Here is a 23,114-nt window from a genome sequence, read left to right on the forward strand (position 1 = left end):
TATGGTGGCAGCCTACTACATGAACAGGAGGAGCTTGCCCATGGACCGGTATGAGTCAGAGGATCGGGATAGCTATATGGATGTATCGACAGTAGAATCTCAGCGTAACGATCTTGCTCTCGAGGAATTTCCCGAAGGCCCTTACGGCGCAACGCTGCTTAGCGAATCGCTCGGCAAGAGCTCGCCTTGGCGAATGAATCGGAAAGCCTCCGAGCGCTTCGGCTATGAGAATCGTACGCTTCATCGCGGAATCGGACGGGATTATCCCGGAGAAGACGATTACGCGAACACCTCGGTTCCGGACGTGCAGGACGAACCTTAATCCGTTAATCCATTCACCCGTACAGAACGCCCTTGGCGATCCGCGGCAATCATCCATTGCCGGATCGCACAAGGGCGTTCTTTGGTTCCATGGCCTATGCGATAATTCTGTCCCTTAGCCTTAGGCCGGATTCAGCTCCAGCTCATCCTCTTCCCCGCGATTGAACGACTCTCGGTCGAATTCACCCTCCGAATTCGCCACGAGCAGCGCCGTAACCGTCGTGCCTGTCGCGTTCACAGCTGTACGTCCCATGTCGATAATGGATTCTACCGCCACGACCAGAGCAATACCTTCGAGCGGCAGTCCGATTGCCGTAAGCACCACCGTCGTCGAGATCGACGCAGGTCCCGGAACACCCGCCACGCCAATCGACGATATGACGCTAACCAGTACAATCAGCACATAATCCGTCATGCTTAACGAGATGCCGAACACCTCCGCCACGAACACGGATACAACCGCCGGCCACACGCCGCCGCAGCCGTTGAAGTTCATCGAAGCGCCCAGAGGCGCCACGAAGCTCGCGATTTTGGGAGAGATGCGCAGGCGCTTCGTAATCACCTCCAGATTAATAGGCAGCGTGGCGAACGAGCTGCGCGTGGTGAATGCGACGGCAACCGTCGGATAAGCCTTCTTGAAGAAGGTGATGGGATTCACCTTGGCTACGAAGGATACCAGCCCGCCGAATACAAGCACGAAATGCAGCAGCAATGCGATATAGGATACCGCAATAAGCATCGCAAGCGGCTCCAGCGTCTCCCACCCGTACCTGGCAGCCATAACCGCGATTAGCGCATAGACGCCATACGGCGTAAATCGCAGGACGTATTTGACAACCTGGTGCATAATCTCTGTAGCTGAGCCGATAAATGCCTTGAATGGAGCCACCGCCTCCGGCTTCTTGCTCCCCACCTTAACAACAGCGATGGCAATAAACAACGCGAAGATAAGAATGGGAACGACCTTGCCCTGCGCTGCGTCATTAATGGGGTTGGACGGCATCTGGTCCAGAATAACCTGGAAGAAGGTTGGGATTTCCCTTGCCTCAAAGCCCTCCGGCGGCGAAGCCTGGAAGCCTGCTCCTGGATTGATTGCGACCGCCACGAGCAAGCCGATAATAGCGGCAATGCCGGTTGTGCCCAGGAACCAGCCGATCGTCTTCACGCTTAGCTTGCGAAGATAGCTCATATTCGTTATCGAGATGATGCTGTTGATAACCAGCACGAATACAAGCGGAATGACGATCATCCGGATGAAGTTGATATAGATGGAGCCGATCGTGCCGACGCCTTCTGTAGCCAGCTCTAGATTATTGAAGAGCAGACCGGCCCCCAGACCAAGACCAAGAGCAAGCAGCACGCGCGTTCCGAAGCCCACCCGCCTCCGCGCGAGATAATACAGCAAGCCAAGCAATACGGCCGAGATCAGCAGCGAGATGCCGTTGGTCTCCAGCGCGGTTAACAAATTATTTTCCATAACGTCGAGATCACTCCTTCTTATGTTCATTCCTTATCTTAACCAAAGCGCCACAGAATGAAAAAGAGATTTCCTCAGGTGGAAATCTCCAATAAACTGGCAACAAGTATGAAAAATAATATCAATCCAGCGGCAGGTAGTCAATCCTTTTGTGTCATTCTTTACTTAGAGTATCTGTATCTTCATAAAAAGTGGCATTACAGCGCCATCGGCAGCTTGCCTCCAAGCAAGCTTCGGAACAAGCCGTCGTCCTCCTCTGACAATTCGTTGAACTCCCCTGATTGTACGACTCTACCGTTATCCATTACAATGACTTGATCCGCATTCTGAATCGTCGTATAGCGGTGTGCGATCACGATAATAGTCAGCTTGCCCTTAAGCTTGTCTAGAGCATTTTGGATTTTGGCTTCGTTCAGGGAATCCAGCGCACTAGTTGCTTCATCCAGAATAAGAAGAGCAGGGCGTCTGAGAATCGCTCTTGCCAGCACGAGACGCTGTCGTTCCCCCCCAGATAATAAGACGCCGCGATCACCGATTATCGTATCCAGCCCTTGTGGCAGCTTCCTAACGAACTCAGCGGCTGATGAAAACTCCATCGCTTCCCATAGTTGCTCCTCCGTAGCCTCTGGATCAATAGTCATAAGATTCTCCCGAATCGTAGCATGGCAGAGGAACGAATCCTGGGGAACATAACTGATTGAGCGCCTCAGCCGTACCCAATCCTCATGAGTGACAGGCTTTTGATCGACCAGCACTTGACCAGACTCTGGCTGGATCAGTCCAAGCATCACATCCACCAGTGTGCTCTTCCCTGCGCCGGATCGTCCAATAATAGCTGTCATCCCATTCACAGGAATATCAATCTGAATATTTCGAAGCGTCATTTCCTGATTCTGGTCATATCGGAAGCAGACATTCCGCAAAGACAATGAATGATCAATCTTTAGTCTATCTGTCTGATTATCCCGCAGGATGCTCTCAGCAAGCGCAGGCTCAGACTGCGCCATACACTCCTGCTGCAACTCCATTAAAGCCTTGAAGGCCGGAATACTCGAAGCCAGCATTTCCATATTGGACTGTATACCGGTAAAACGGGGCCATAAACGAGCAAACAATAACGTTATAAGCAGCAGCTCTCCCCCATGGGTGCGGAACAAGATCGTTGTCGCAAAGATAAATAATGCAATTAATACAGCAGAAGCTATCTTGTAATAGAGCTGGGATTGAGTCCTCACTCTAGTGATTTCATATCTCTCGCGCTCAGCTTGAACAGACCATTCCTGAAGCCATCTGTACCGAGCGTTCTCCAGCGAGTTGCTCTTAATATCCTTCATCCCGTTAAAGTGATCAGTAATGCCAGCCATGTAGCTCTGGCCAAGCTCGACAGATACAGCACCGAGCTGCTTGGATTTGCGAATATAGCTTCGAGATAGGATTGCAATAACAAGGCCGCAGCCAAGTACGAATAAAGTCAGACTTAAGGACAGCCACAAGGCAAGCCCGATCTGAATCAGTGTAAATACCGCCGAAGCGATCAGCTGTAAGAATAGGAACGAACCATTCGTCACTCGGGCCAGCTCACCCGTCAAAGCATTAATTAAATCCGACTTTCTCTGCCGAATAAAAAAGCCCCAGTTCGTCTGAAGCAGCAGTCTATAAGTCTCCAATCTGAGATGATTAATATAACCTGTATGGATTCGAACTTCCCGCAGGGACAAGTTCCTATGAATCAAGCTTTGGAGTGTAACGAGCAGTACATAGATGACAAGTATGACAGCGAGACTCTGAACCACTGGCCATTCCTGCAGGAAGGACAACCGTTCAAGACCGGGAATCCCCATATCTTGGACTTGTACGATTCCGATAACGCTGAGTAGAGGAAGCAACAGGAAAACTCCGACGCCATCCAGCAGTCCAACGAGCAGCATTCCAAATAAATTGACATATAGAATCTTGCCTGAATAACGATGCAGCTTGCGTGCGAAATACAGTAATTGACTCATAGTACCATCACTTTCCGGTGCTCCGTATTCAATCGGGCAAATGTCCCCGTCACCGTAAATCTCGCCATTTCTTCGGCTCCAGTAATATACCATGGACCGCTTCGCAGCCATGCATGAGCAATCAATTTACCTTCCTCGTTCTTGGCCGTCCCCAAATACAACGTGCTTTCGATCCCGCGACGCTCCAGCATCTTCATACCGGCCAGCGCTCTGACCAAGCATTTGCTCTCCCACAGCGTATATTTGCTCATTATGTTTATTGCATAATGGATCCGCACCAGCTCGCTCCGAGGGAGCTCTTCTCCTGAGAAGCTGGATTGCTGCATAGCGCTGCCTAAGCTTGCAGCAATTACTGCGAATGGCGTGTGCAGCATCCGATACCGGGCCCACCCCATATATACTGCCGCCTCCAGCATCATGCGAATGGTTTTACTGTCCCACGTTAGCACCAGCTTGGCTCTACGCCAAAGCTCAACCCTTCTCTTCACGATCATACGCCGAACTGAACTAATCGTTCTTCAGACAAGTGAGCCAGGTAACCGAATACTTGTGCTTCACAGATGGAGCGCTCTACGTCATATTCGTCGAGAAGCGTATTCACGATGAATCCAATTGGCTCAGGACGTTCGATTAAATCCCAAATCCGGCCTCCAATGGTGCCAAGGTTGTAATACTTGCCATTCTGAATACTTAGAAGAACACGTTCGCCATTCATATCGCTGCCGATATTGTTATCATTACGTACGACAACCAGCTCCAGCGACAAGGATTGTTTCGTGGACGGTGATATGACTTCGTGATTAACGATCATATGCTATTCCTCCGCAGCTATTGTATTAAGAATGAGGTCAGCCAGCTCTTGAGCTGTGAATACTGCTTCTGATCTTCTAAGCTGATAAATCATCATGCTTGATGCCAGCATTGCCGTGCGTTCGAAATGCCATCTCATCATATTCATTCTTTCGATCAACTGGTAACGGTATGTATGCTGCAGCAGCAACGGCAATCGTTGCAGCTTACTCACAGGAGCGACTGAGATTAACGCTTCTTGTGTCTGCACCTTCGTCAGTTCGAACACCCCGGCCAGCGGCAATGGAGCGTCATGGAAGCTATCGGTAATGGGGATACAATATTTGTCCTCTCTCCCGTATATGGAACGTAAGGCTTCATGACTTCGTCCGAAGGCGGTCAAACTGTTCTGCCAGAGCTTCTGCTGAGGGTACGAAGGATACACATACGGGCGGGATTGCTCTTCATCCATCCTTACCGCGATTACATCATCACTTAATATCCTGAACCCACGCTCAATAAACACGGAAGCCAGCGTAGATTTACCCGCTCCAGAATGACCCACGATCGCATATGCTTTGCCGTTAATCGCAATCGCGCTGCCATGGAGAGGATAAATTAAGCGTTGTAGAAGAATGATACCGAAGCATGTGCCAAGTACATAGAGTCGGATTAAATCCTCATCCGCACCGGAATAAGGCGATACGATTATTCTATTGCCGTCCTGTATGCGGAACACGCCAGCATCTGGCAGCTTAACAGTAATAGTCGAACCGTCGGCCAAAAAATCGTATGGCTGCGCATCAAAGCCATTTTTCAAAAAACGATCCATCCGAATCTGAACATCACACAGCCTATTCGATTCTAACGATGGCGTTAATTCTGGCAGCGGAATATCGCTTTCAATCGATAGTCCAAACGCGAAATATTGCAGCTTAACTTGCGTACTAATCAAATCATTCACCTCGACTGAGCATACTTGTGACGGATCAGCAGAGTATTTTGCAATTCATGCGCAATACTCTGCTCAACCGCGTCAGCACCATAATTAGCTAGTAAAGCGAGGGTCGTTGCTATACTGACCCGGAACGTATGCTTCATCTGTCAAAGGGCCGGTTCTTGTCGAAGCCTCTGTCATTTGAACGGACAGAACTTCCAATTCTGGCTTGCTCCACTCTTTTTTCATCGTCATTGTCATTGTCACCTCCTTTCAAGCGTTTTTCTGCAGAAATCGATAAACAATGAGCGCATACATCGCGGAACGCAGATTGTTGCCGATCGCGTCGTCAGGTTTGACTCCGCCCCGCAGCCTAATTAACAACGATTCCAGCAGCTTGCCATCAATGAGACTAAGCAATCGACGATCTCGGCTCATCTGCTCCAGCTCCGAATAGAATGAATTCCAGCTCGGTGTAATCCGATGAAGCCAATCCACACCTTGAGCGCCGCGCACTCGTTCATTCAGCCTGATCTCATCTGGCAGGATGTTCGCTGTTGCCCGGCGAACCATCGCTCTGGACATTCCGTCACGAACATATTGTTCTTCGGGAAGCGACAGGCAGAATTGAATGACGCGCCAATCATTGGTGGGATCCCTCTTCCACACGTTGTGCTTGTAAGAGAGCTTCGAGGCAAGCGTATTGCTGGCATTCCAGTGAAACAACTCTTGGAAGTGATTATGCCTGTTCCGGTATACATCCCCATCGGCGAACCAGCCCGATTGGTCTATGCCATGCTCCCGCAATTTCTCATATACTCGCTTCCGCTTCGCAAATTCAGGGTTGATCAACCGCTCAGTGGTCTGATGGCTATAGGCAGTAAACCGCTTGAGCAGAGGAAAGGCTTCATTACTGACCGCGCGCAATAGAAATCCTCTTCCAGAGCCTATCGCATAGCTGTGCAGCCTCAACTCTCGCATAAGCTTGAACCATCTCATTCTTTTCAACAATTGGGCATAGTAAGGAACGGCATCCCCCCAGGAAATCGTTAGATTGCCTCTTCCTCCGTTGAGCAGAATACCGATATCCCTCTTCTGAGCCTCTTCGTAGATGCCCTTAAGCCAGAACGAATTGCTAAAGAACTTATAGGGCATCTCCATAATGCTCAGCATCTCATCGATATCGGAATAAGAATCCTTGCCCCTGAAGTCCAGATAGTGTGCTTCCATCCCGCCTACATGCTGAACGGTTTTCTCGATAAATGGCCGCTCATTCGGCATAATTCTTGAGGACGTGAAGTCCTTAAAATCATTGACAGGCACATAGCTGAAGGTTTGAAGAGGTAATGCCTTCTCCCGCAAGCTTCTTAGCGCAAAGCCAACAATTGCTCCAGAATCCAACCCTCCGCTGAGTTGAGCGCCTATTCCTCTATGCGTTCGCAGCCTAGCATTAACCGCCTGCTGGAACACCTCTTGGAACGCCTCAACATACTCCTCATCGGAACGAAGCTTCAATCGCTTATCGCTCTGCTCCAACTTGCAGTACTGGGTAAGCTGGAGGCTGTCATCCTTAAGAACGAAGTAATGAGAGGGGGGCACTTGCTTGATTCGATCATACACCGTTTCATGTGCATCAACGGCATCCACCATAGATGAGATCGCAAGAAATTCAGCGAGCCATTCTTCATTTAATGTACAGCCTATATCCGAAAGCTGCAGAAGCGGCTTAATCAAGGAGCTGAACGCGAATTGTCCCTCCATCCAGCAGTAATACAATGTGCGACCGCCCGAGAAATCACGAGCCCCGTACCAGAGCCGCTCCCTGCGATTCCAGATGACGAAGGCGAAATCGCCGATTAATCGTGATGCAGTATGTACGCCCCACTTTCCATAACACATGAGTATTAACTCATGATCACTGATTGCCGTCCGTAGTCGTCTATCCACATCGAGCAACTCGAATAGCTCTTCTCTGTTATCAATAATCGCATCTGCTACGATAACTGCATCTTGTTCCTCATCATGAAGAGGATGAAGTGCGTTGACGGATTCCGGAGTAATCCATTGGGTGTGCCCGCATAGGTAGGCATGATCATCCTGCCAGGCCAACACATGATCCGCAGGCAAATCCGCCAACGCATTCATAAGTCTACTGCCCTGCTGCTTCAGATAATCGATCCCTCTGGCTGAATATAACCCCGTGATTATGCTCATATTGCCCTCCGTCAGTTCGCAACGTTCTTTCAATCCTGCTTATTGATCGAACAAGTAGTTCTTTATAAAGAACACACTCTCATAATAATCTCTAATTTAGGCACTGTCAATTGATTTTTTCGTCATAATTCCTTATAAAACAAGAAAAGCGTTGTTCGTTATTAAAAACGATTCCATTCCTATTTATTGCTTTTGCATTTCCCCGTTTTTCGATATAATAGATGAAAACCATGCATCCAGCAGTAACGGAGGAGTCATCTATGATCGGACAACGTATACAGATGCTTCGCAAGAGTAAAGGCTTATCCTTAACCGAGTTGTCCCAGCGTGCTGGAGTCGCCAAATCGTATCTAAGCTCGATTGAACGCGGACTCCAGCAAAATCCTTCTATTCAGTTTCTTGAGAAAATAGGTGAGGTGCTTCATGTACCTGTCGAGGAATTTGTGAATAGCGACCAATCCGAGCGAGTCACAGCAGGCCTTGATCGGGATTGGGAGGAGTTAGTACGCGAAGCGATGGCTTCTGGCGTAAGTAAGGAACAATTCAAGGAGTTCCTGGAATTTAATAAGTGGAAATTTAACCGCGAGTAGCGCTGTATGATTTATACAGCGCTCTCCTGTATAATGGCTTGCCCTTCCTCTTGAAGGATACGCAGTACCTTGCTCACTTCCGTTGTCGTGAGTCCTTTCGCGCGTGCGCACAACATAAGCTCCACCCACTCCGCGTCCAATTCCTGCAGGTTGTCCGATTCCACTCGATTCATCCCGTATATCCCCCATTTCGTCGGGGCCGGTTGCACCACTGACTCCATGCGTTTAAGGTGCCCAGATATAAAACGCATTTCAACGTCTCCCTTATCCATTTTTGTCCCACAACATGTATAGTATCCTATCTCCTTTGCATATGCTGTCGATTTATGCACCCAAATTTTGAGATATTCATTCTCAATTTGTCGAATCTACTAAATTTGAAGTAATTTAAGCATTTTCAATATCATTCTTCTTGTAAACAGCTTTGTGTAGTTCCATTTCCCTAACTCATATAACGCCGAGCTGTCCGATTGTCTAATAAAACGAACAACGTCTTGGTCGATGAATGCAGCGACGGCCTCGTCATTCACACATTCACAAACCTCTGGTTGAACGCAATATTGCTGTATGGCCACCAGCTTCTCTTCTCTAGATAGCTTACTCAAGAAAAGATAATGAATACAGGTCATTAACGTGTTGAGAAGCATCACCCGAGCACCAGTCTGATGCTTAGCTTGCTCTTGTTCGTAATAGGTGGCGATTACTTCCTTCTGGATCTGATATCCCCGAACCGCATCCTGGAACAAACAAGGCATGTACCGGCTGGTCATTCCTCCAATCCGGTAATAATAGAGACAGTCTGGGATCAGATAAACCGATTTTGCATGAAGGAACAACTCCAGATTATAGTAGAGATCATCACCAAAAAAACAGATACGTGAGGAATAAGTGCCATTATGCTGGAGCAACTCTCGCCGATACAGCTTGCCATGGAACTGGACTGGGAACGGATGGCCGTGCAGGAAGGCGGGCACGAGCTCGCTGCGAATCTGCTCAGCACTGAATAACTTCTCTTCTTGGCAATATGGACTTGGGTTACTCTTGCGAATAAGACCGCCGCCCCCCGTCACCCTCGTCATATCACCTACGACGATATCCGCTCCAGATCTGACAGCCCTGTCATAAAGCCGCCCTAGAGCATGTCGTGCCATCCAATCATCCGCATCGACCCATGCCACAAAAGGGGAACAAGAATGCTCAATCCCCCTCTTGCGAGCTACCGTACTTCCCGCTTGTTGCTGGCTAATCACCTGTATTCGCTCGTCCTGCGCAGCATACGACTTGCACAGCTCAAGACTACCGTCAGATGAACCGTCATCGATCAGCAGCAGGCTCCAATCCGAGAACGACTGATCAAGTATAGACCTAATGCATCGGCGGAGCTTGCGGCCGGGATTATGGACTGGTACTATAACGCTTATCTGGCTCATGGCAGCAACTCCATTCAAAGTCTCTTACGAATGTTGAGCCACAGGCACAGGTACCTTGTAGCCTCTCGGATTCATCGACTGCCAGCGCCAGGTATCACGGCACATCTCATCAATCCCTCTCTCTGCTCGCCAATTGAGCTCCACAGCCGCCTTGGACGTATCGGCATAACAGATTGCAATATCACCCGGCCTCCGTGCTGTCATTCGGTAAGGCACCTGTCTGCCTGAAGCCACCTGGAATGCTGAGATCATCTCGAGCACGCTATAACCGCGACCGGTTCCGAGATTATACGTATGAACCCCTCTGACGTCTGTGAGCTTCACAAGCGCCTTCAGATGGCCTAAGGCGAGATCGACGACATGAATATAGTCCCTCACTCCCGTGCCATCTATCGTATCATAATCATGACCGAATACAGACACCTCAGCAAGTCTGCCTACAGCTACTTGCGAAATATAGGGAACAAGGTTGTTCGGAATGCCGTTCGGATCTTCTCCGATTCGGCCGCTCTCATGAGCGCCAACCGGATTGAAGTAGCGCAAAATGCCTAAGCTCCACTCCGGATTCGCGGCAGCCAGATCGCTGAGCATTTGCTCAATCATTTGCTTGGTACGTCCATATGGATTAACGGCACCTATTGGAGCGTTCTCATCGATGGGAACTTGCTCCGGCAAGCCGTACACCGTCGCAGAAGAGCTGAACAGCAAACGGCGTACGCCGTTCTGCTCCATGACCTCGCACAGCGTTGTCGTGCTCATCAGGTTCGTATGGTAATATTTCAGCGGATTCTGCACTGATTCCCCAACGGCCTTCAGCCCTGCAAAATGAATAACTGCCTGGATCTGATGCTCCTTGAATACATGATCAAGCGAATCACGATCTGCCACGTCAATGAAGTACGATGGAAAGCTCTTGTTCGTTATTTCGGACACACGCTTCAACGCCTCCGGATGACTGTTCGATAAATTGTCCACCACGACAATGTCGAAGCCCGCATTCAGCAATTCCACACATGTGTGACTGCCTATGTACCCAGCACCGCCCGTAACGAGAATAGCCATTACAATCCCTCCACTACCTTTAATAAGAACAATAAAGATTAATAATGTTCTTTTTAAAGAACATTATAGCAGAGGATTGGTTTTTTGTCTCTAATAACGAACAATAAATGGGCAGTCGTTTATTCTTGACTATTTATGTTGACATACACATCGCAATTGAAGCAGTAGGGACTAGGTTACTGCACTTACATATATATTTGAAATGTCATACCTTATAGAAGGTTGATATTAATAGAATAAGAGGTGAACAGAGAATGGCGACCAATCCAAATGGGTATATCACCTTGAACGGCCAGCAGATTCAGATATTCGATGATAGTCAGTTACGTTCAGCTATTGAACAAATCTATGATCCGGCAACAAACAAAATTAAAGTCGATGCGTTGCCAGAAGCGTTGAGCACAACTCCCGGACCAGCAGGACCTGCGGGTCCAGCGGGGCAGCCAGGTCCACAAGGACCGGCAGGAGCACAGGGTCCTTCAGGACCGGCTGGACCGGCCGGGCCTCAAGGTCCAGCCGGACCGCAAGGCCCCAAAGGCGAGACTGGTCCACAAGGACCTGCTGGACCAATAGGACCACAAGGGCCAGCTGGTTCAGGCAGCGTTACATCTAGCCAAATATATACAATCGAATTGTCCCGTTGGGGAATCCGAGCAGGCTTGCCGAACAAGCCTTACTCCGATGCTGACTTTCAAATGGCCAATTCCAATGTGCTCGGAATAAACAACGCGATGAACTGGGCTGTGGAGAACGGATATTCCTATATCATTCTGCCCAAAGGGCAATATGCTGTGTGTTATCCAAATTCTATCCTTATTAAGTACGATTATCTTACTTTTGATTTTAAAGGCTCAACATTAAAAGTTATTTACGATTCAAATAGGAAATCTCCGTTTGATCCACGTTCAAATGTAACGGACTATTATAACTTTCCCGCCTCTTCCTCCAATCAAGGGATATGCATTTCCCTTCAAGCAACTAAGAACTCTCATGTAAAAAATTTGATCTTGATTGGTGATAAGGCAGATAGATCCTTCATAAACCCTGAAGAAGCAAGAGTCGAATGGACGTATGGCATTCAAATAACGAACGGGTCCCAATATTGTTCTGTATCACATTGCAGTATTAGCAGCTTTATGGGAGATGCTATAACAGTAAGTAATTTTGGGTATTTCGATTTTGCTGAGTTCGCATTAGGACTCTCCCCCAATGATGTTGATTCCACTACAGGCGCACTTACTTCTTCTACAGGAAAAACTCTAGTTTCTCAACTTATAAATTTACCTACTACGCGTTACGATCATTTTCTCGTAGCGGGCGCTGGCTATAACCGCCTTACTGCCCTAGTTCAAACGGAAATAGATGTCATCTTCTATAGCAAAGACAATACCTTATTAACTCGTTATTCTAATAAGAAGATTTATACGCCAATATCGATTCCAGAGAATGCAGCCAAATTTCGGTTACTATTTCGCAGCGAAACAAATACGAGCAAAAATATGCAGATTACGTTGAAATACGGTCTTACTCCACATCACAATACAATAGAATACAATGAATTATTTAACATGCACCGCGGCGGGATTTCCCTTGGAGGCAACTATAACGTCGTCCATAATAATGTAATTCATAATGGAACCGGCTTACTTGATCTCAAACCTTTATTTCCCGACTCTACTCGATATGGAATTAACCAGGAAGATTCTTATGGAGACCGGACAATTATACGAGATAACCTCCTTTATAACGTTCATCATGGTATACTATTGGGCTGCTGGTCAGCTGAAATTGCGAATAATTTGTTTTACAATTTAACAGGCATTTCAATTAATTTATATGTTGTTCATTCCGTTCATGTTCGGCAAAATTATATATTTCGCTGCCCAACAGGTATTGGTTTTATGACAAATAACCTGCTCGGTGCACATGTATATATTGATAGCAATACTTTCGTGAATGTCTCTAGCCAGTCCATGAATGGAGTGGGGTATGAGACTTCTTTCGAAAACAATACCATAATCGATATCACCTCCTTTTACATGCAGGATGACGTGAAGCAGGCATGTCGCGACAATTACTTTTATTGGACAGATCTTTATAACGGAATTCCGGTTATAACGGCAAATCGTTTGGACTTCTGCCAATTCATTAGTTTTAAAGCACAACGAGATGTTATTCTAAGAGTTTATGAGCATAAAGACTGCATATATCAGAGTATAAACTTAAGGTTAGAAACAAGAAATCAACAAACAAAAATGGAAACCGTCTCTCTAAAGGATTGTACTTTTAAACAATGTGTTTTTATGAACAATTTGTATTTAATGAAGCAGCGTACCGTAATGGCGGAATCATGTTTATTTGATGATACGATTATTAGACTTGTTAATATCAATACACTGGATCAGTCAGCAATTATTCGTATTTTAAATAGCACACTTTTATCAACTAGTCTTCAATATCTTATTCAGAATGAATCGAATACAGGGTATGGCTGGGTAGAAGTCGCCAATAGCAGAATTGAGCTTAATAATAGCTCATTTAGTTATTTCCTTCATAACATTCACTTAGTTGCAAACACAGTCAGCCTGTTCTTAAAAAATAATCAGATAGTGTTTACAGGCACCAAACCGCTGAACCTCCTTAACTTCTACGAGCAAAGTCGAAAATTAGCAATTAAAAATTTCGTAAACGCTCGCAATCGTTATATCAACATCCAATTGCCAGCAGGTGAGGCTGGACGATATCTAGATTACGATCCTGCTAAAGAAGGACTTGCTCCGCCCGATAGTGGCTACTGGTTTAGAGGCGATACCTACGGCAACGCTGCACCTGTCGCTGGCAGCTTTGCAGGCTGGATATGTACCTCAACAGGATTCGCCAATGCAACGCCATGGAAAGCGTCTACAGCCATACGATTTGGAGATCAGATAAATGTTGGCGGAAGAGTGTTCGAGGCCAGAACTTCCGGAACAACCGGAACTACCCAGCCGCCGTGGCCAACAACATCTGCAGCAACTATTGTTGATAATGGGGTCACTTGGCAGGAATCTGGCAATGCAGCACAGTTTAGGCCGTATGGTCCCATTAGCTAGCGATAATGGAAAAGGCTGCCACTCATCATGTTTCGAGTGCAGCCTTTTTTCCCCTTTTGTTAACTTTCATCCATAGCTTATGAATAAGCCCTAAAGCAATTCGGAATAGGTATTGGAACTCCGCAGTCCGATGGAATATGACAGCAATTATGATATTAGGCAGCAGAATACCGATCAATAACTTGCCTAACAGAGGTAGAATTCCAGAACCAGGAAGCCAAATACATATCACATGAATAATGACTAATACTCCAAGACCGACTGCTCCATAAAGCAAGTATTGTTGAAAATACCGATAAAGAGGCAGCTTGAAAACTTTCCTAAAAACAAGATACGGCGAGACCCAGAAAGGTACGGCAAGAGTGCTAAACAAAGTGCCCAGAAAGACGCCTCCTATCCCGTACTGCTTAACCAATAAAATGGATAGCACTAGGTTGATGGCTGCTTCCACTAGTGGGGCAAATCGATCCTCATGGAAAATACCGGCTGTGGACTTTACCATGTTAACCGACCGTCGCATTCCCGTTACATAAAAGTTAACTAATAAGATCATCAGAACCACATTGCTGAGCAGAAAGGTAGAGCCTAGCCATACTAAAATAAGATGATCCAACACCGCATATAGAATCGAAACGAAGAGAATATAAACCCAAAAATTAAAAAACATCGTAGTGCGAAACACCTCATACACACGATCTTTACTTTCTTTAGCAATTAAATTACCAAGGCTGTGCAATACATTATCAAATATTTGATTAATGAAAGTTCGACATATATTTATAAACATGTAGTAGTTAGAATATATACCTACTGCTACAACGCTGACAAAACTGGCAATAATCAAATTATCCGAGCCGAATACAATATAACTTGCTACATGATGCATAATGGCCGCTTTTATGTTCCGAACGATCGTTGCTTTGGTCTCCGTATCCAGCTTCTGAATATTGTTCTCTCGCAGGAAAGGATACATTCGATCAACTTTATAGGCCAGATACATGGAAGTAGCTATTGTTGTAAGCACTTCGATCAGTAAATATAATATGAAGTTCTCGGTAAGATAAAGAATGCCGACCTTAATACAGGTGCTGATTATTGTTGATATGGAGTAGGTGATGGTATGAATATACGATTTTTGATGAACATTTAACATCGATATTTTGTACGTGAACAAATAGGATACAGCAGCATTCAACACAAATATAAGATAGATTGTCGTAACATGTTCAACGTTCGTCTCTCCTGTAATGGAAGGTAGAAAGGGCAGCAAGGTCAAGCCTAACAGCAGAACAACAACGGCAATAATCCGAAATGAATTCCGATATAACCGCATGAGGGATTTAACCTTCTCCTGATCACCGTCAGCAACAGGCTTGTACAAGGCATATATAATACTTGTTCCAATACCTGCTTCGGCTAAAGCAAGCATGCCCAGAATATTCGTGAATAGGCCATTTATGCCGAGATACTCTACTCCAAGAATAGCAATAAAAACAGTCCTCGACACAAAGCTAAGCAGCGTAATAAGCATTTGGCTGCCTATACCTGTAGTAACGTTAATAATGGAATGTTTAACTCTCATATCATGCTCTCTCTTTCAAAGACTAGATTGACTTAGACAATAAAACCTGATTTCTCTGTGAGCTTGGTAATCATCTCTTCCTTCTTCTCAGCAGATAAATTTTGAGTAAGTAAATATGAGTAATCGAATGTTGGAGAATCTAGCATTTGAAGCAATAGCTTTTCTGTATAGTCTTTTGTATTACTTATTTGTGTTGCAGGGTTACCTGCAACGATTGAACCAGGTGATACGGATTTTGTAACTATGCTGCCAGCTGCTACAATAGCGCCTTTTCCTACCGTAACACCAGGCATAATTATAGCTCTAGCTCCAATGAATACATCATTATCCAAGATTACCCTTCCTATCTTTGTATGGCCTACCGCAAATTTACTACTTGCATCATGAGCTAGTATATAAGCCTCAGGAGCTATAGTCACCCGATGTCCTATTTCGATTAACCAACAATGAGAATAATCAAATATGACACCAGGTTGTATAGAGCATCCTTCTCCAACTTTCATGCCCAACTTGATGTAATCATCTAGCCACTTTTCCTCTAACAGCCACTTCCTGAATCTTGCCCGAATGAAGCTCCACATCTTCCTTCCCATTTCGCGACACCTCATGCTTTCTATTTGCGTTTGCCAGCCGAATGGCAAATCCCTGCGTGAATGGCAATATGCTGAAATGCATAGAGTAGACACCTAAATCCTTGGTATCCCCTTGGGAGAAATCAACCGCTCCGTTGCGACGCGTCACTTTGAGCAGATAATCCTTTGCTTTTTGTACGCCTTCCCTGCAGACTTTATGCAGTTCAGGAATATTCGATGCCTGCTCAAGAAACCAGGCAAGCGTTGCCGTTGTAGATGAATCGGCTCTGGATTCGTAACGGCTGACTGACCAGGTCCAATAGCCAGAAGGATGCTGGTACTGTATAACCGTCTTCGAAAACTTACGCACCATAGTTTCCAAGGTGTGCTTATATTCATGATGATCAGGCAACTCCATCCAAGAATCAATCAGCCCTATTGCATACCATCCAAGACCTCTTCCCCACCCGTACAGACCCGCTGGAGCACCTGTGTCGATATGATACGCATGTCCTGGCAGGTAGAGCTTCTCAAGCATGCCAAACTTTTCGTATTGCTCAAGCTGTTTAACAGCCAGTGCGACACATTCCTTCTTGCCGAACCTCAGTCCATATCGAATCAGAAAAGGACAAATAAATCCGATTGTATCCACATATCGATAATGCTCCATATGCTTACGATAAGCTACCGTTCCATCCTTGCCAATATGAGATTGAATCAGGCTCCAAACCTCGTCAAGCGCTGGTTTATAACGTGATTCTTCAATGACAGGCAGCTTCATAAGGCTGAAGGCCAGAATACCCACATCAATGAACTGCGGTTTTTGTTTCCAAGCGCCATTTGTATGAAAGTGCTTTTGCATGTACTTTTGAATTTCATTGACCATAGATGGGTTGTCATTATATCTCAGATATTCAGACAGCCCTAACAGCAGTGCCGCTTCCTGCCAGTGCTGTATTGCGTTTCTCTTATAATTACCCCTAAGCATATCAATGACGACCAGTCTGGATTGATCGGTTAACTTAATTGTAGGAGTATGATTCAACCATTTGATTCCCGCTACCGTAATGGCCTCGTTCCACTCCAGCGTTTGATGGAATCTGCCGATTCGAATACGGCCGAACCACTCCCGGGAAACCAATCCTATATCAATAGCCACTACGCTAAGCATCGCAATTATTAATAAACCTGCTATCCAGATCAGCATCTCGTTCCCCCCGTAATTAAGCCAATAGCTCGTACAGCTTCTCTATTTCCTGCTCTGTTCCGAGAGGCTCCTCTTGAAGTGCGTTCATACATTTCAATCTCAGAGAGTGATCCAGAACGAATCTCTCAATCCCGGCCGATATGCCTTCAGCATTCATCTCTACCACTAGCCCGTTAATCTCGTGGAAAATTTGGTCCGCAGCTGTACTAAAGTTAGTGACTACAATAGGCTTGCCTAATATTTTAGCCTCATCAACGGCTATTGATTTCCCTTCAAAGCGTGATGGTTGCACATAGATGTCCGCTTGTCTCACGTAAGGATAGGGGTTTTCCTTTATCCCTAATAGAATAAAACGATCCTTTAAACCAAACTGTTCAATCATACTTTCCAGCCGCGAACGTTCCTCCCCTTCTCCAATTACGTACCATGCAATATCCATTCCTTTGTTCAATAAGTCTCTACAAGCTGGAATTGCCATGTCAAAGCCCTTCTGTGGGGTTAATCTGCCGACTGATATGATTGCAATCCGGGGACGATTCGGAAGCGTAGGACTTGTTTGGAGGGATAATTCTGTAATGGTTGAGGGTGATACAATATTGTGCATAATTTTTACTTTGTCAAGGTATTCTGGAAATGTTCTCTCCAATACGATCCCACATTCCTTGGAGACGGTCATCAAATAGTTCAGTTTATCAAAATGCTTCCGATCCAATTGTTGATCCATGCCTAATTGAACATAATCATTATGTATAAACCCCAATTTCAGTCGAGAATTCACTTTATCAATACAGAAATAAACGGGATTTTTCTCCAGATAGCCTATCGCTGCATCATAGCTTTCGGTAAGCTTAGGCATGCCATACCCCAAATATCTCCATACCCTCTGTTCTCGCCTCGCAGCGTTTTTCTCAAGCCGGCTAATTAGCCCTGCTCCTATTCTAGCAATCGCTATTCCAATTTTCTTTTCTCTGAGGCACTCCAACAAAGCATTCATAATTGGCATGTCGAAGTAACGATATACCTTTGGCGCTTCTAATAGGTTAACTTGTTGAGGGATCTGATCATAGAAAATCCCCCCTCTCTCAAATAGTAGGAGGTCCACTTCATAACGGGAATAATCAATGGTCTGGAGAAGAGAGATTAGTGCTTTCTCGGCTCCCCCGCAGTGCAAATGATTCATTACAAAAAGCAACTTCTTCATCCTTACATTTCCCCTAACCAATTAATTGGTAAAGTTTATTAATTTCCGATTCAGTTCCAAACTCCATAGTTGACAAGTGTTCTCTAAAACGCTCTCTGAGCTGATGATTTTCTATTATTTTGCCGATTGCTCCAGCCACTTCTGATGGCGTCATATTTGCAATGATGCCTTCTATTCCATCCGCAATGTGATCCTGAGCTGTGCTAAAGTTCGTGATTACGATAGGCTTATTTAATATCTTGGCTTCATCAATCGCTATCGATTTCCCTTCAAAGCGGGAGGTTTGAACATAAATATCTGCCTGCTGCAGATAAGGATAAGGATTTGATTTAAGGCCTAATAAGTGAAAGCAATGATTAATCTCCAGCTCATTTATTTGCTTTTGCAATTTGTCCCGGTCTTCACCTTCGCCAATGATGTGCCACTGAACTTTAAAGCCTCTGTCCACCAATTCTTTACAAGCAGAGATGGCTAACTCAAAGTTTTTGTCTGAGTGTAATCTACCGATAGATAGAATCATAATCTCATCGGTCTTTCTATTATAAATATCATGCTTCTCTAAGCTCGCCATTTCTCGGATCAAAAATGGCGAAACAATATTATGAATAATTTGCACTTTTGATGTTTGCTCTGGGAAGCGCACCTTCAGGACATTCGCACACTCGTCTGAAACCGTTACAATATGATCCAGCTGTTGAAAATACTTGCGATCATATTCAGGATCCATTCCCATTTTGTCATAATCTGTATGAACCCATCCTATTTTCTTTTTTGCTGTGACCTTATCGATACAGAAATAGATAGATGTCTTCTCTAAGTAACCAATAGCAACATCATAGGTTTCAGGAATTGGATCAATTGAAGGTGCAAGATAACGCCAGCTTGCTTGCTCACTCCTCGCAACATTCTGATAGGAACGGTTACTTATTGCATACAATAAGCGATTCAAGGCAAGAACAGGCTTTCCTTCCGCAATAAAACTCCCAATAGATACGGGCAATAGGTTACTGAACATCACATAATGAGGGGGAAGGGGCAGTACATTTACTTGCTGAGGAAGAAGTTCATAGAACAGCCCCCTGTGACTGAATAAGAATAAATCCACGTTATACTTCTCATAATCGATATGAGAAAGCAGATTAATAAGACTTCTCTCCCCGCCCCCGGCAGACAAGCTTGGCATCACGAACAACAAGTTTTTCCTCATAGTCACCTCAACCCAACTCTTTAATGTACTGGGCCGCTTGGCGTGACATGGATTGAATAGATGGTATTACTTCACGTAAGCGTTGGCGAATGCTGTCTTCCTCGCTTACCATTTCACGGAATGCACTCAGCATCACCTTGGAATCAGATAATTGATTGATATCCAGTACCAGCTTCACTTCACCGAACAAGTCTTTGGCAATGCCTTTGGATTTGACGCTGTATCCTAGTACCATCGTTGGCACACAGTTGGAATATGCGGCAATCGTTGCATGCGTCCTCGCTCCGATGAAGAATCGCATTCTTGCAATATAGCCTTTATATTGTGTAGCCGTGAGATTGTCGGGCAGCAATAGGACTCTGCCGGTATGTCGGAATGTATCAAATAATTCTTTCAAGGTTTCATAATCGTTATTGCCATGATCGATAACATGTGGTGTCATCGCGATTGTCATATCCGTTGAATCGATAATATATTGAATAAGGCGAATGACCGCTAATTTTGAATCAGGATTTTTTTTCCACACAAGAGGACTATAGTTCAGACCAATTGTATTCCCTTCCTGCCATCCTTCTGGAAGAGGCAACTCTTCCTTCTCCATTGTGAAAGCGGGGTCAGCCACTAACTTAACATTATTAAGTCCTTTTCTAACCAACATGTCATAAGTCAGAGTCTCGCGAGTTAAGATGAGATTGAAGCTCCGCAAATCTTCCAGCTTCTGCTCCGACATATCCTCCTCGCCAATGGAGCAGCCCCACAGCACCAGCTTCTTACCTTTCGCCTTCACTCTGCGATCAATCTCATACCAGCCCGGCTGCTCGCCGTAACAATAGTTGTCTCCTCCGATGGACAAGCATACGTCCACATCATCAATATGTTTAATAATGTTCTGATGAATACGCCCTAATGCATAAGATTCATCGCGGAACAGCTTAACTCGCAGAGAGGAAATGAACCAATCCATGGAGAAACGATGGATTGGCATAGCTGAGCCATCGTAGATAGCATCCAGTAGAGGAATTACTTTATCCGTCTCTGGCTTCCCAGAGGCTAAGTATACTTGGGTTTCTTCTATTTTCTCTTTTAAGAGTGAGGCAGAAGAACGTACGATAGCCTCACATCCTCGATTCAAACTGCCATCATGGGCGAACATTAATATTTTCATGCCGTAATCCTCCGATTCATTCTATTTCTTAATCTACTGTAGCCTGTTACCAGATAGAGACCCCACACAATCCTGTACTGAATAAACAGCAAAATAGTTTTGTCATAATGGCTACGGCTCGATCTATGCTCCTTCATATAATACGGCAATGCTCGTTGAACCTCTGGATGATTAACCATTCTCTTGACATAACATAATCTCGTTTCCCTATCCAATCCATTGCTGGGGTCCAAGTAGATATGGATATTAGACATGACGCTATGTATCAACTTATGACTCTTCAGCCTATCAATCTCTTCTCTGCTTAAGAGCTCGGAATAGATGGAGGGGGGTTCGAGTCTATATACCTCTAGAGATCGTGCGAAGTAGTCCTTGCCTGACGCGTTGCGGGTTGCACTCCCTATTGCTTCACAATAAAGATATCCGCTGTAATCCAGGTACTGGATGCGCTGCGCAAGGCTCAAAAACTGCATATTAAACATCCCGTCTTCACCCAGTGCGACACCTTGAGGGAAATTGATATTATTTTCAAATAGTAATGAGCTGCGGTAGAGCTTATTACATACCGAATTCAGCTCCTCCGTTTTTAAGAATAAAGGCAAGACAGTATGGAGAATGTCCTCTCTGTTAAGATCTACTCCTGTTGGCAGTGGTGACTTGGTTATAACAAGATTACCCTCAAGCTCACTAAGCAAATGAGACCATACCGCATCACAGTCTCGCTCAGAGGCTGTCTGGTACAATCTCTCATACATGTCCCGCTCCACATAATCGTCTGCATCAACAAAGCCAATATATTCTCCAATAGCCAAGCGGAGCCCCGAATTTCTAGCTATACTTACACCCTGATTAGGCTGAGTGATAAGCTTGATACGGTGATCTATCCGTTGATACTTCTGAACAATAGTTGCACTATGATCAAGGGAGCCGTCATTTACAAATATGAACTCACAATCCGGAAGAGTTTGAGCGATCAGTGACTCAATACATCTGGGCAAATACGTTGCAGCATTGTAGACCGGTATAATTACACTCACTTTGATCACGACGCATACGTCCTTCCGTCTGAGCCTAAGAGCCTATATAGCTTCTTGAGCTCATCTTGATTGTGAAAGGGCCGGCTGCCGCAATATCTCTCCAATTGTCGCCTGATGTCTTCATTGATATAGAGCGTTTCAATCCCGGCAGCAATGCCTTCAATCGACAGCTCTGCAATATAGCCATCAACTCTGTGCTGGACTTGGCTGGCAGCCGTCGTATAGTTCGTAATCATGACAGGTTTCCCTAAAATTTGCGCTTCAGTGACGGTAACCGCCTTACCCTCATAGCGGGAGGGCTGCACGTAAAGATCACATGCCTTCATAAATGGATATGGATTCGTTTGTTTGCCAAGCAGCACGAATTGCGACTGCAAGCCGTTCTCCGCAATCAATCTTCGAATCTCTGTCTCGTCGCCTCCATAGCCCACCACATACCATACCATCTCATCATATCCTCGCTCCTTCAGGAGCTTCATAGCATGAACAGCTTGATCAATGCCTTTGGCATGCGACAATCTAGCGACTGTTAGCAACTTGAATCGATTGTCCTTTAGCATAGGATTATCTCCATCAGTGATCGCAGCTTGTGCTTGAATGCTCTCTGGAGATAGTATATTTTCAATAACCAGCACACGGTCTGCTAGAGCTCCATACTTGGCGAGGAATGAGTCTCTGCATGCATCTGACACAGCAATAATGGTATCGAATGACTCCCACATACGAAGGTCCATCGGCACATCCGTTTCCACCGTAGAATAATCCGTATGGATCCAAGCTATTTTACGCTTTGCCGTTACTTTCTCTGCGACCAGGTAATGAGGCCACAAATAACTGATTGCGACGTCATATTCGTGTTCGATCTTGGGGAGAAAGGGCAACGCATATTTCCACATCAGCTGCTGTTGTATATATCCCGTTTCGAGGACTCCTCTCTGCCTACCATAGACGATTGAAGCCAGCTTGGAGAGCAATCTGATTATTCCCATGGCATAAAATCCTCGCCTAATCACCTCTCTAATCGAATAGCGGAAGGTAGCATACTCCGGCACTTCTTGAAGCAAGCGGGCACGCTTAGGCAGTAAGGATAAGAAATCCCCTTGTTGACGGTAAAGTAAGAGATCTACCGAATAATTGTTGTAATCGAACTCATTCAGCATACCTGCCAGACTTCTTTCAACGCCCCCTACCTCCATATCGAAGGAGGCAATAAATAACTTTTTCATTC

Annotated in this window: 21 protein-coding genes and 1 riboswitch; of the genes, 3 read left to right on the plus strand and 18 right to left on the minus strand. The window is 45.5% G+C overall.

What is annotated here, in order from left to right; genetic code table 11:
* Positions 1–40 precede the first annotated feature (40 nt).
* On the plus strand, positions 41–322 hold the full coding sequence (locus AB1S56_RS17120) for a hypothetical protein (RefSeq protein ID WP_340868129.1): 282 nt from the start codon (positions 41–43) through the stop codon (positions 320–322).
* Positions 323–442: 120 nt separating this feature from the next.
* Here AB1S56_RS17120 and AB1S56_RS17125 read toward each other — a convergent pair whose 3' ends face one another.
* The 7 genes from AB1S56_RS17125 to AB1S56_RS17155 all read right to left on the minus strand — a co-directional run bounded on the left by AB1S56_RS17125 (position 443) and on the right by AB1S56_RS17155 (position 7,741).
* On the minus strand, positions 443–1,798 hold the full coding sequence (locus tag AB1S56_RS17125) for a dicarboxylate/amino acid:cation symporter (RefSeq protein WP_340868130.1): 1,356 nt from the start codon (positions 1,796–1,798) through the stop codon (positions 443–445).
* A gap of 197 nt (positions 1,799–1,995) precedes the next feature.
* Positions 1,996–3,801: an ABC transporter ATP-binding protein gene (locus tag AB1S56_RS17130; RefSeq protein ID WP_340868131.1), complete on the minus strand. Its 1,806-nt coding sequence runs from the start codon at positions 3,799–3,801 to the stop codon at positions 1,996–1,998.
* Positions 3,798–4,220: a lasso peptide biosynthesis B2 protein gene (locus AB1S56_RS17135; RefSeq protein WP_340868510.1), complete on the minus strand. Its 423-nt coding sequence runs from the start codon at positions 4,218–4,220 to the stop codon at positions 3,798–3,800. The genes AB1S56_RS17130 and AB1S56_RS17135 overlap by 4 nt, the downstream gene beginning before the upstream one ends.
* A 71-nt stretch (positions 4,221–4,291) precedes the next feature.
* A complete protein-coding gene (locus AB1S56_RS17140; protein WP_340868132.1) occupies positions 4,292–4,612 on the minus strand; it encodes a lasso peptide biosynthesis PqqD family chaperone in 321 nt (106 codons plus the stop codon).
* 3 nt (positions 4,613–4,615) lie between these two features.
* A complete protein-coding gene (locus AB1S56_RS17145; RefSeq protein ID WP_340868133.1) occupies positions 4,616–5,554 on the minus strand; it encodes an aldolase in 939 nt (312 codons plus the stop codon).
* Between the two features lie 84 nt (positions 5,555–5,638).
* On the minus strand, positions 5,639–5,782 hold the full coding sequence (locus tag AB1S56_RS17150; RefSeq protein ID WP_340868134.1) for a paeninodin family lasso peptide: 144 nt from the start codon (positions 5,780–5,782) through the stop codon (positions 5,639–5,641).
* An 18-nt stretch (positions 5,783–5,800) separates the two neighbouring features.
* Positions 5,801–7,741: an asparagine synthase-related protein gene (locus AB1S56_RS17155; protein WP_340868136.1), complete on the minus strand. Its 1,941-nt coding sequence runs from the start codon at positions 7,739–7,741 to the stop codon at positions 5,801–5,803.
* 260 nt (positions 7,742–8,001) lie between these two features.
* On the opposite strand from AB1S56_RS17155, the gene AB1S56_RS17160 reads away from it, so the two are divergent.
* Positions 8,002–8,331: a helix-turn-helix domain-containing protein gene (locus AB1S56_RS17160; RefSeq protein ID WP_340868137.1), complete on the plus strand. Its 330-nt coding sequence runs from the start codon at positions 8,002–8,004 to the stop codon at positions 8,329–8,331.
* Positions 8,332–8,342: 11 nt separating this feature from the next.
* Here the strand turns inward: AB1S56_RS17160 and AB1S56_RS17165 are convergent, their stop codons facing one another.
* The 3 genes from AB1S56_RS17165 to galE form a co-directional block, all read right to left on the minus strand.
* Positions 8,343–8,504, minus strand: coding sequence for a hypothetical protein (locus AB1S56_RS17165; protein ID WP_340868138.1), 162 nt, complete (start codon positions 8,502–8,504; stop codon positions 8,343–8,345).
* Between the two features lie 15 nt (positions 8,505–8,519).
* A riboswitch (cyclic di-GMP riboswitch) is annotated at positions 8,520–8,603 on the minus strand.
* 99 nt (positions 8,604–8,702) lie between these two features.
* Positions 8,703–9,761 carry a glycosyltransferase family 2 protein gene (locus AB1S56_RS17170; RefSeq protein ID WP_340868140.1) on the minus strand — a complete coding sequence of 353 codons (1,059 nt, stop codon included), beginning with the start codon at positions 9,759–9,761 and terminating at the stop codon, positions 8,703–8,705.
* Positions 9,762–9,785: 24 nt separating this feature from the next.
* The gene (galE, locus tag AB1S56_RS17175; RefSeq protein WP_340868142.1) at positions 9,786–10,823 is read right to left on the minus strand and encodes a UDP-glucose 4-epimerase GalE; all 1,038 of its coding nucleotides are present in this window, start codon (positions 10,821–10,823) and stop codon (positions 9,786–9,788) included.
* 254 nt (positions 10,824–11,077) lie between these two features.
* Between galE and AB1S56_RS17180 the strand changes: the two genes are divergently transcribed.
* On the plus strand, positions 11,078–13,915 hold the full coding sequence (locus AB1S56_RS17180; protein WP_340868143.1) for a right-handed parallel beta-helix repeat-containing protein: 2,838 nt from the start codon (positions 11,078–11,080) through the stop codon (positions 13,913–13,915).
* Positions 13,916–13,940: 25 nt separating this feature from the next.
* Here the strand turns inward: AB1S56_RS17180 and AB1S56_RS17185 are convergent, their stop codons facing one another.
* The 8 genes from AB1S56_RS17185 to AB1S56_RS17220 are packed head-to-tail and all read right to left on the minus strand — an operon-like array spanning position 13,941 to position 23,112.
* Positions 13,941–15,497 carry an oligosaccharide flippase family protein gene (locus AB1S56_RS17185; protein WP_340868144.1) on the minus strand — a complete coding sequence of 519 codons (1,557 nt, stop codon included), beginning with the start codon at positions 15,495–15,497 and terminating at the stop codon, positions 13,941–13,943.
* A gap of 32 nt (positions 15,498–15,529) precedes the next feature.
* Positions 15,530–16,090 (minus strand): acyltransferase, encoded by a 561-nt coding sequence (locus AB1S56_RS17190; RefSeq protein WP_340868146.1) that lies wholly within the window; start codon positions 16,088–16,090, stop codon positions 15,530–15,532.
* Entirely contained in the window at positions 16,017–17,276 is a 1,260-nt protein-coding gene (locus AB1S56_RS17195; protein WP_340868147.1) for a glycoside hydrolase family 88 protein, read from the minus strand. Before AB1S56_RS17195 ends, AB1S56_RS17190 begins: the two co-directional genes overlap by 74 nt.
* 16 nt (positions 17,277–17,292) lie before the next feature.
* Positions 17,293–18,477 carry a glycosyltransferase gene (locus tag AB1S56_RS17200; protein ID WP_340868148.1) on the minus strand — a complete coding sequence of 395 codons (1,185 nt, stop codon included), beginning with the start codon at positions 18,475–18,477 and terminating at the stop codon, positions 17,293–17,295.
* A 13-nt stretch (positions 18,478–18,490) separates the two neighbouring features.
* Positions 18,491–19,684 carry a glycosyltransferase gene (locus AB1S56_RS17205; protein ID WP_340868149.1) on the minus strand — a complete coding sequence of 398 codons (1,194 nt, stop codon included), beginning with the start codon at positions 19,682–19,684 and terminating at the stop codon, positions 18,491–18,493.
* A gap of 7 nt (positions 19,685–19,691) precedes the next feature.
* On the minus strand, positions 19,692–20,849 hold the full coding sequence (locus AB1S56_RS17210; RefSeq protein ID WP_340868151.1) for a polysaccharide pyruvyl transferase family protein: 1,158 nt from the start codon (positions 20,847–20,849) through the stop codon (positions 19,692–19,694).
* Entirely contained in the window at positions 20,846–21,895 is a 1,050-nt protein-coding gene (locus AB1S56_RS17215) for a glycosyltransferase (protein WP_340868152.1), read from the minus strand. Before AB1S56_RS17215 ends, AB1S56_RS17210 begins: the two co-directional genes overlap by 4 nt.
* Entirely contained in the window at positions 21,892–23,112 is a 1,221-nt protein-coding gene (locus AB1S56_RS17220; RefSeq protein WP_340868512.1) for a glycosyltransferase, read from the minus strand. The genes AB1S56_RS17215 and AB1S56_RS17220 overlap by 4 nt, the downstream gene beginning before the upstream one ends.
* Positions 23,113–23,114: the final 2 nt, after the last annotated feature.

This window comes from Paenibacillus sp. PL2-23 (assembly GCF_040834005.1).
In the GTDB taxonomy this organism is placed as follows: domain Bacteria; phylum Bacillota; class Bacilli; order Paenibacillales; family Paenibacillaceae; genus Pristimantibacillus.

What these genes read in the sequence shown, in the direction of transcription:
- AB1S56_RS17200 (WP_340868148.1), bottom strand. Translation starts at nt 18,477, where the DNA reads ATGAAGAAGTTGCTTTTTGTAATGAATCATTTGCACTGCGGGGGAGCC.
- galE (WP_340868142.1), bottom strand. Translation starts at nt 10,823, where the DNA reads ATGGCTATTCTCGTTACGGGCGGTGCTGGGTACATAGGCAGTCACACA.
- AB1S56_RS17220 (WP_340868512.1), bottom strand. Translation starts at nt 23,112, where the DNA reads ATGAAAAAGTTATTTATTGCCTCCTTCGATATGGAGGTAGGGGGCGTT.
- AB1S56_RS17195 (WP_340868147.1), bottom strand. Translation starts at nt 17,276, where the DNA reads ATGCTGATCTGGATAGCAGGTTTATTAATAATTGCGATGCTTAGCGTA.
- AB1S56_RS17150 (WP_340868134.1), bottom strand. Translation starts at nt 5,782, where the DNA reads ATGACGATGAAAAAAGAGTGGAGCAAGCCAGAATTGGAAGTTCTGTCC.
- AB1S56_RS17130 (WP_340868131.1), bottom strand. Translation starts at nt 3,801, where the DNA reads ATGAGTCAATTACTGTATTTCGCACGCAAGCTGCATCGTTATTCAGGC.
- AB1S56_RS17125 (WP_340868130.1), bottom strand. Translation starts at nt 1,798, where the DNA reads ATGGAAAATAATTTGTTAACCGCGCTGGAGACCAACGGCATCTCGCTG.
- AB1S56_RS17165 (WP_340868138.1), bottom strand. Translation starts at nt 8,504, where the DNA reads ATGAATCGAGTGGAATCGGACAACCTGCAGGAATTGGACGCGGAGTGG.
- AB1S56_RS17140 (WP_340868132.1), bottom strand. Translation starts at nt 4,612, where the DNA reads ATGATCGTTAATCACGAAGTCATATCACCGTCCACGAAACAATCCTTG.
- AB1S56_RS17155 (WP_340868136.1), bottom strand. Translation starts at nt 7,741, where the DNA reads ATGAGCATAATCACGGGGTTATATTCAGCCAGAGGGATCGATTATCTG.
- AB1S56_RS17210 (WP_340868151.1), bottom strand. Translation starts at nt 20,849, where the DNA reads ATGAAAATATTAATGTTCGCCCATGATGGCAGTTTGAATCGAGGATGT.
- AB1S56_RS17135 (WP_340868510.1), bottom strand. Translation starts at nt 4,220, where the DNA reads ATGATGCTGGAGGCGGCAGTATATATGGGGTGGGCCCGGTATCGGATG.
- AB1S56_RS17180 (WP_340868143.1), top strand. Translation starts at nt 11,078, where the DNA reads ATGGCGACCAATCCAAATGGGTATATCACCTTGAACGGCCAGCAGATT.
- AB1S56_RS17185 (WP_340868144.1), bottom strand. Translation starts at nt 15,497, where the DNA reads ATGAGAGTTAAACATTCCATTATTAACGTTACTACAGGTATAGGCAGC.
- AB1S56_RS17170 (WP_340868140.1), bottom strand. Translation starts at nt 9,761, where the DNA reads ATGAGCCAGATAAGCGTTATAGTACCAGTCCATAATCCCGGCCGCAAG.
- AB1S56_RS17190 (WP_340868146.1), bottom strand. Translation starts at nt 16,090, where the DNA reads ATGGGAAGGAAGATGTGGAGCTTCATTCGGGCAAGATTCAGGAAGTGG.
- AB1S56_RS17160 (WP_340868137.1), top strand. Translation starts at nt 8,002, where the DNA reads ATGATCGGACAACGTATACAGATGCTTCGCAAGAGTAAAGGCTTATCC.
- AB1S56_RS17120 (WP_340868129.1), top strand. Translation starts at nt 41, where the DNA reads ATGGACCGGTATGAGTCAGAGGATCGGGATAGCTATATGGATGTATCG.
- AB1S56_RS17205 (WP_340868149.1), bottom strand. Translation starts at nt 19,684, where the DNA reads ATGAGGAAAAACTTGTTGTTCGTGATGCCAAGCTTGTCTGCCGGGGGC.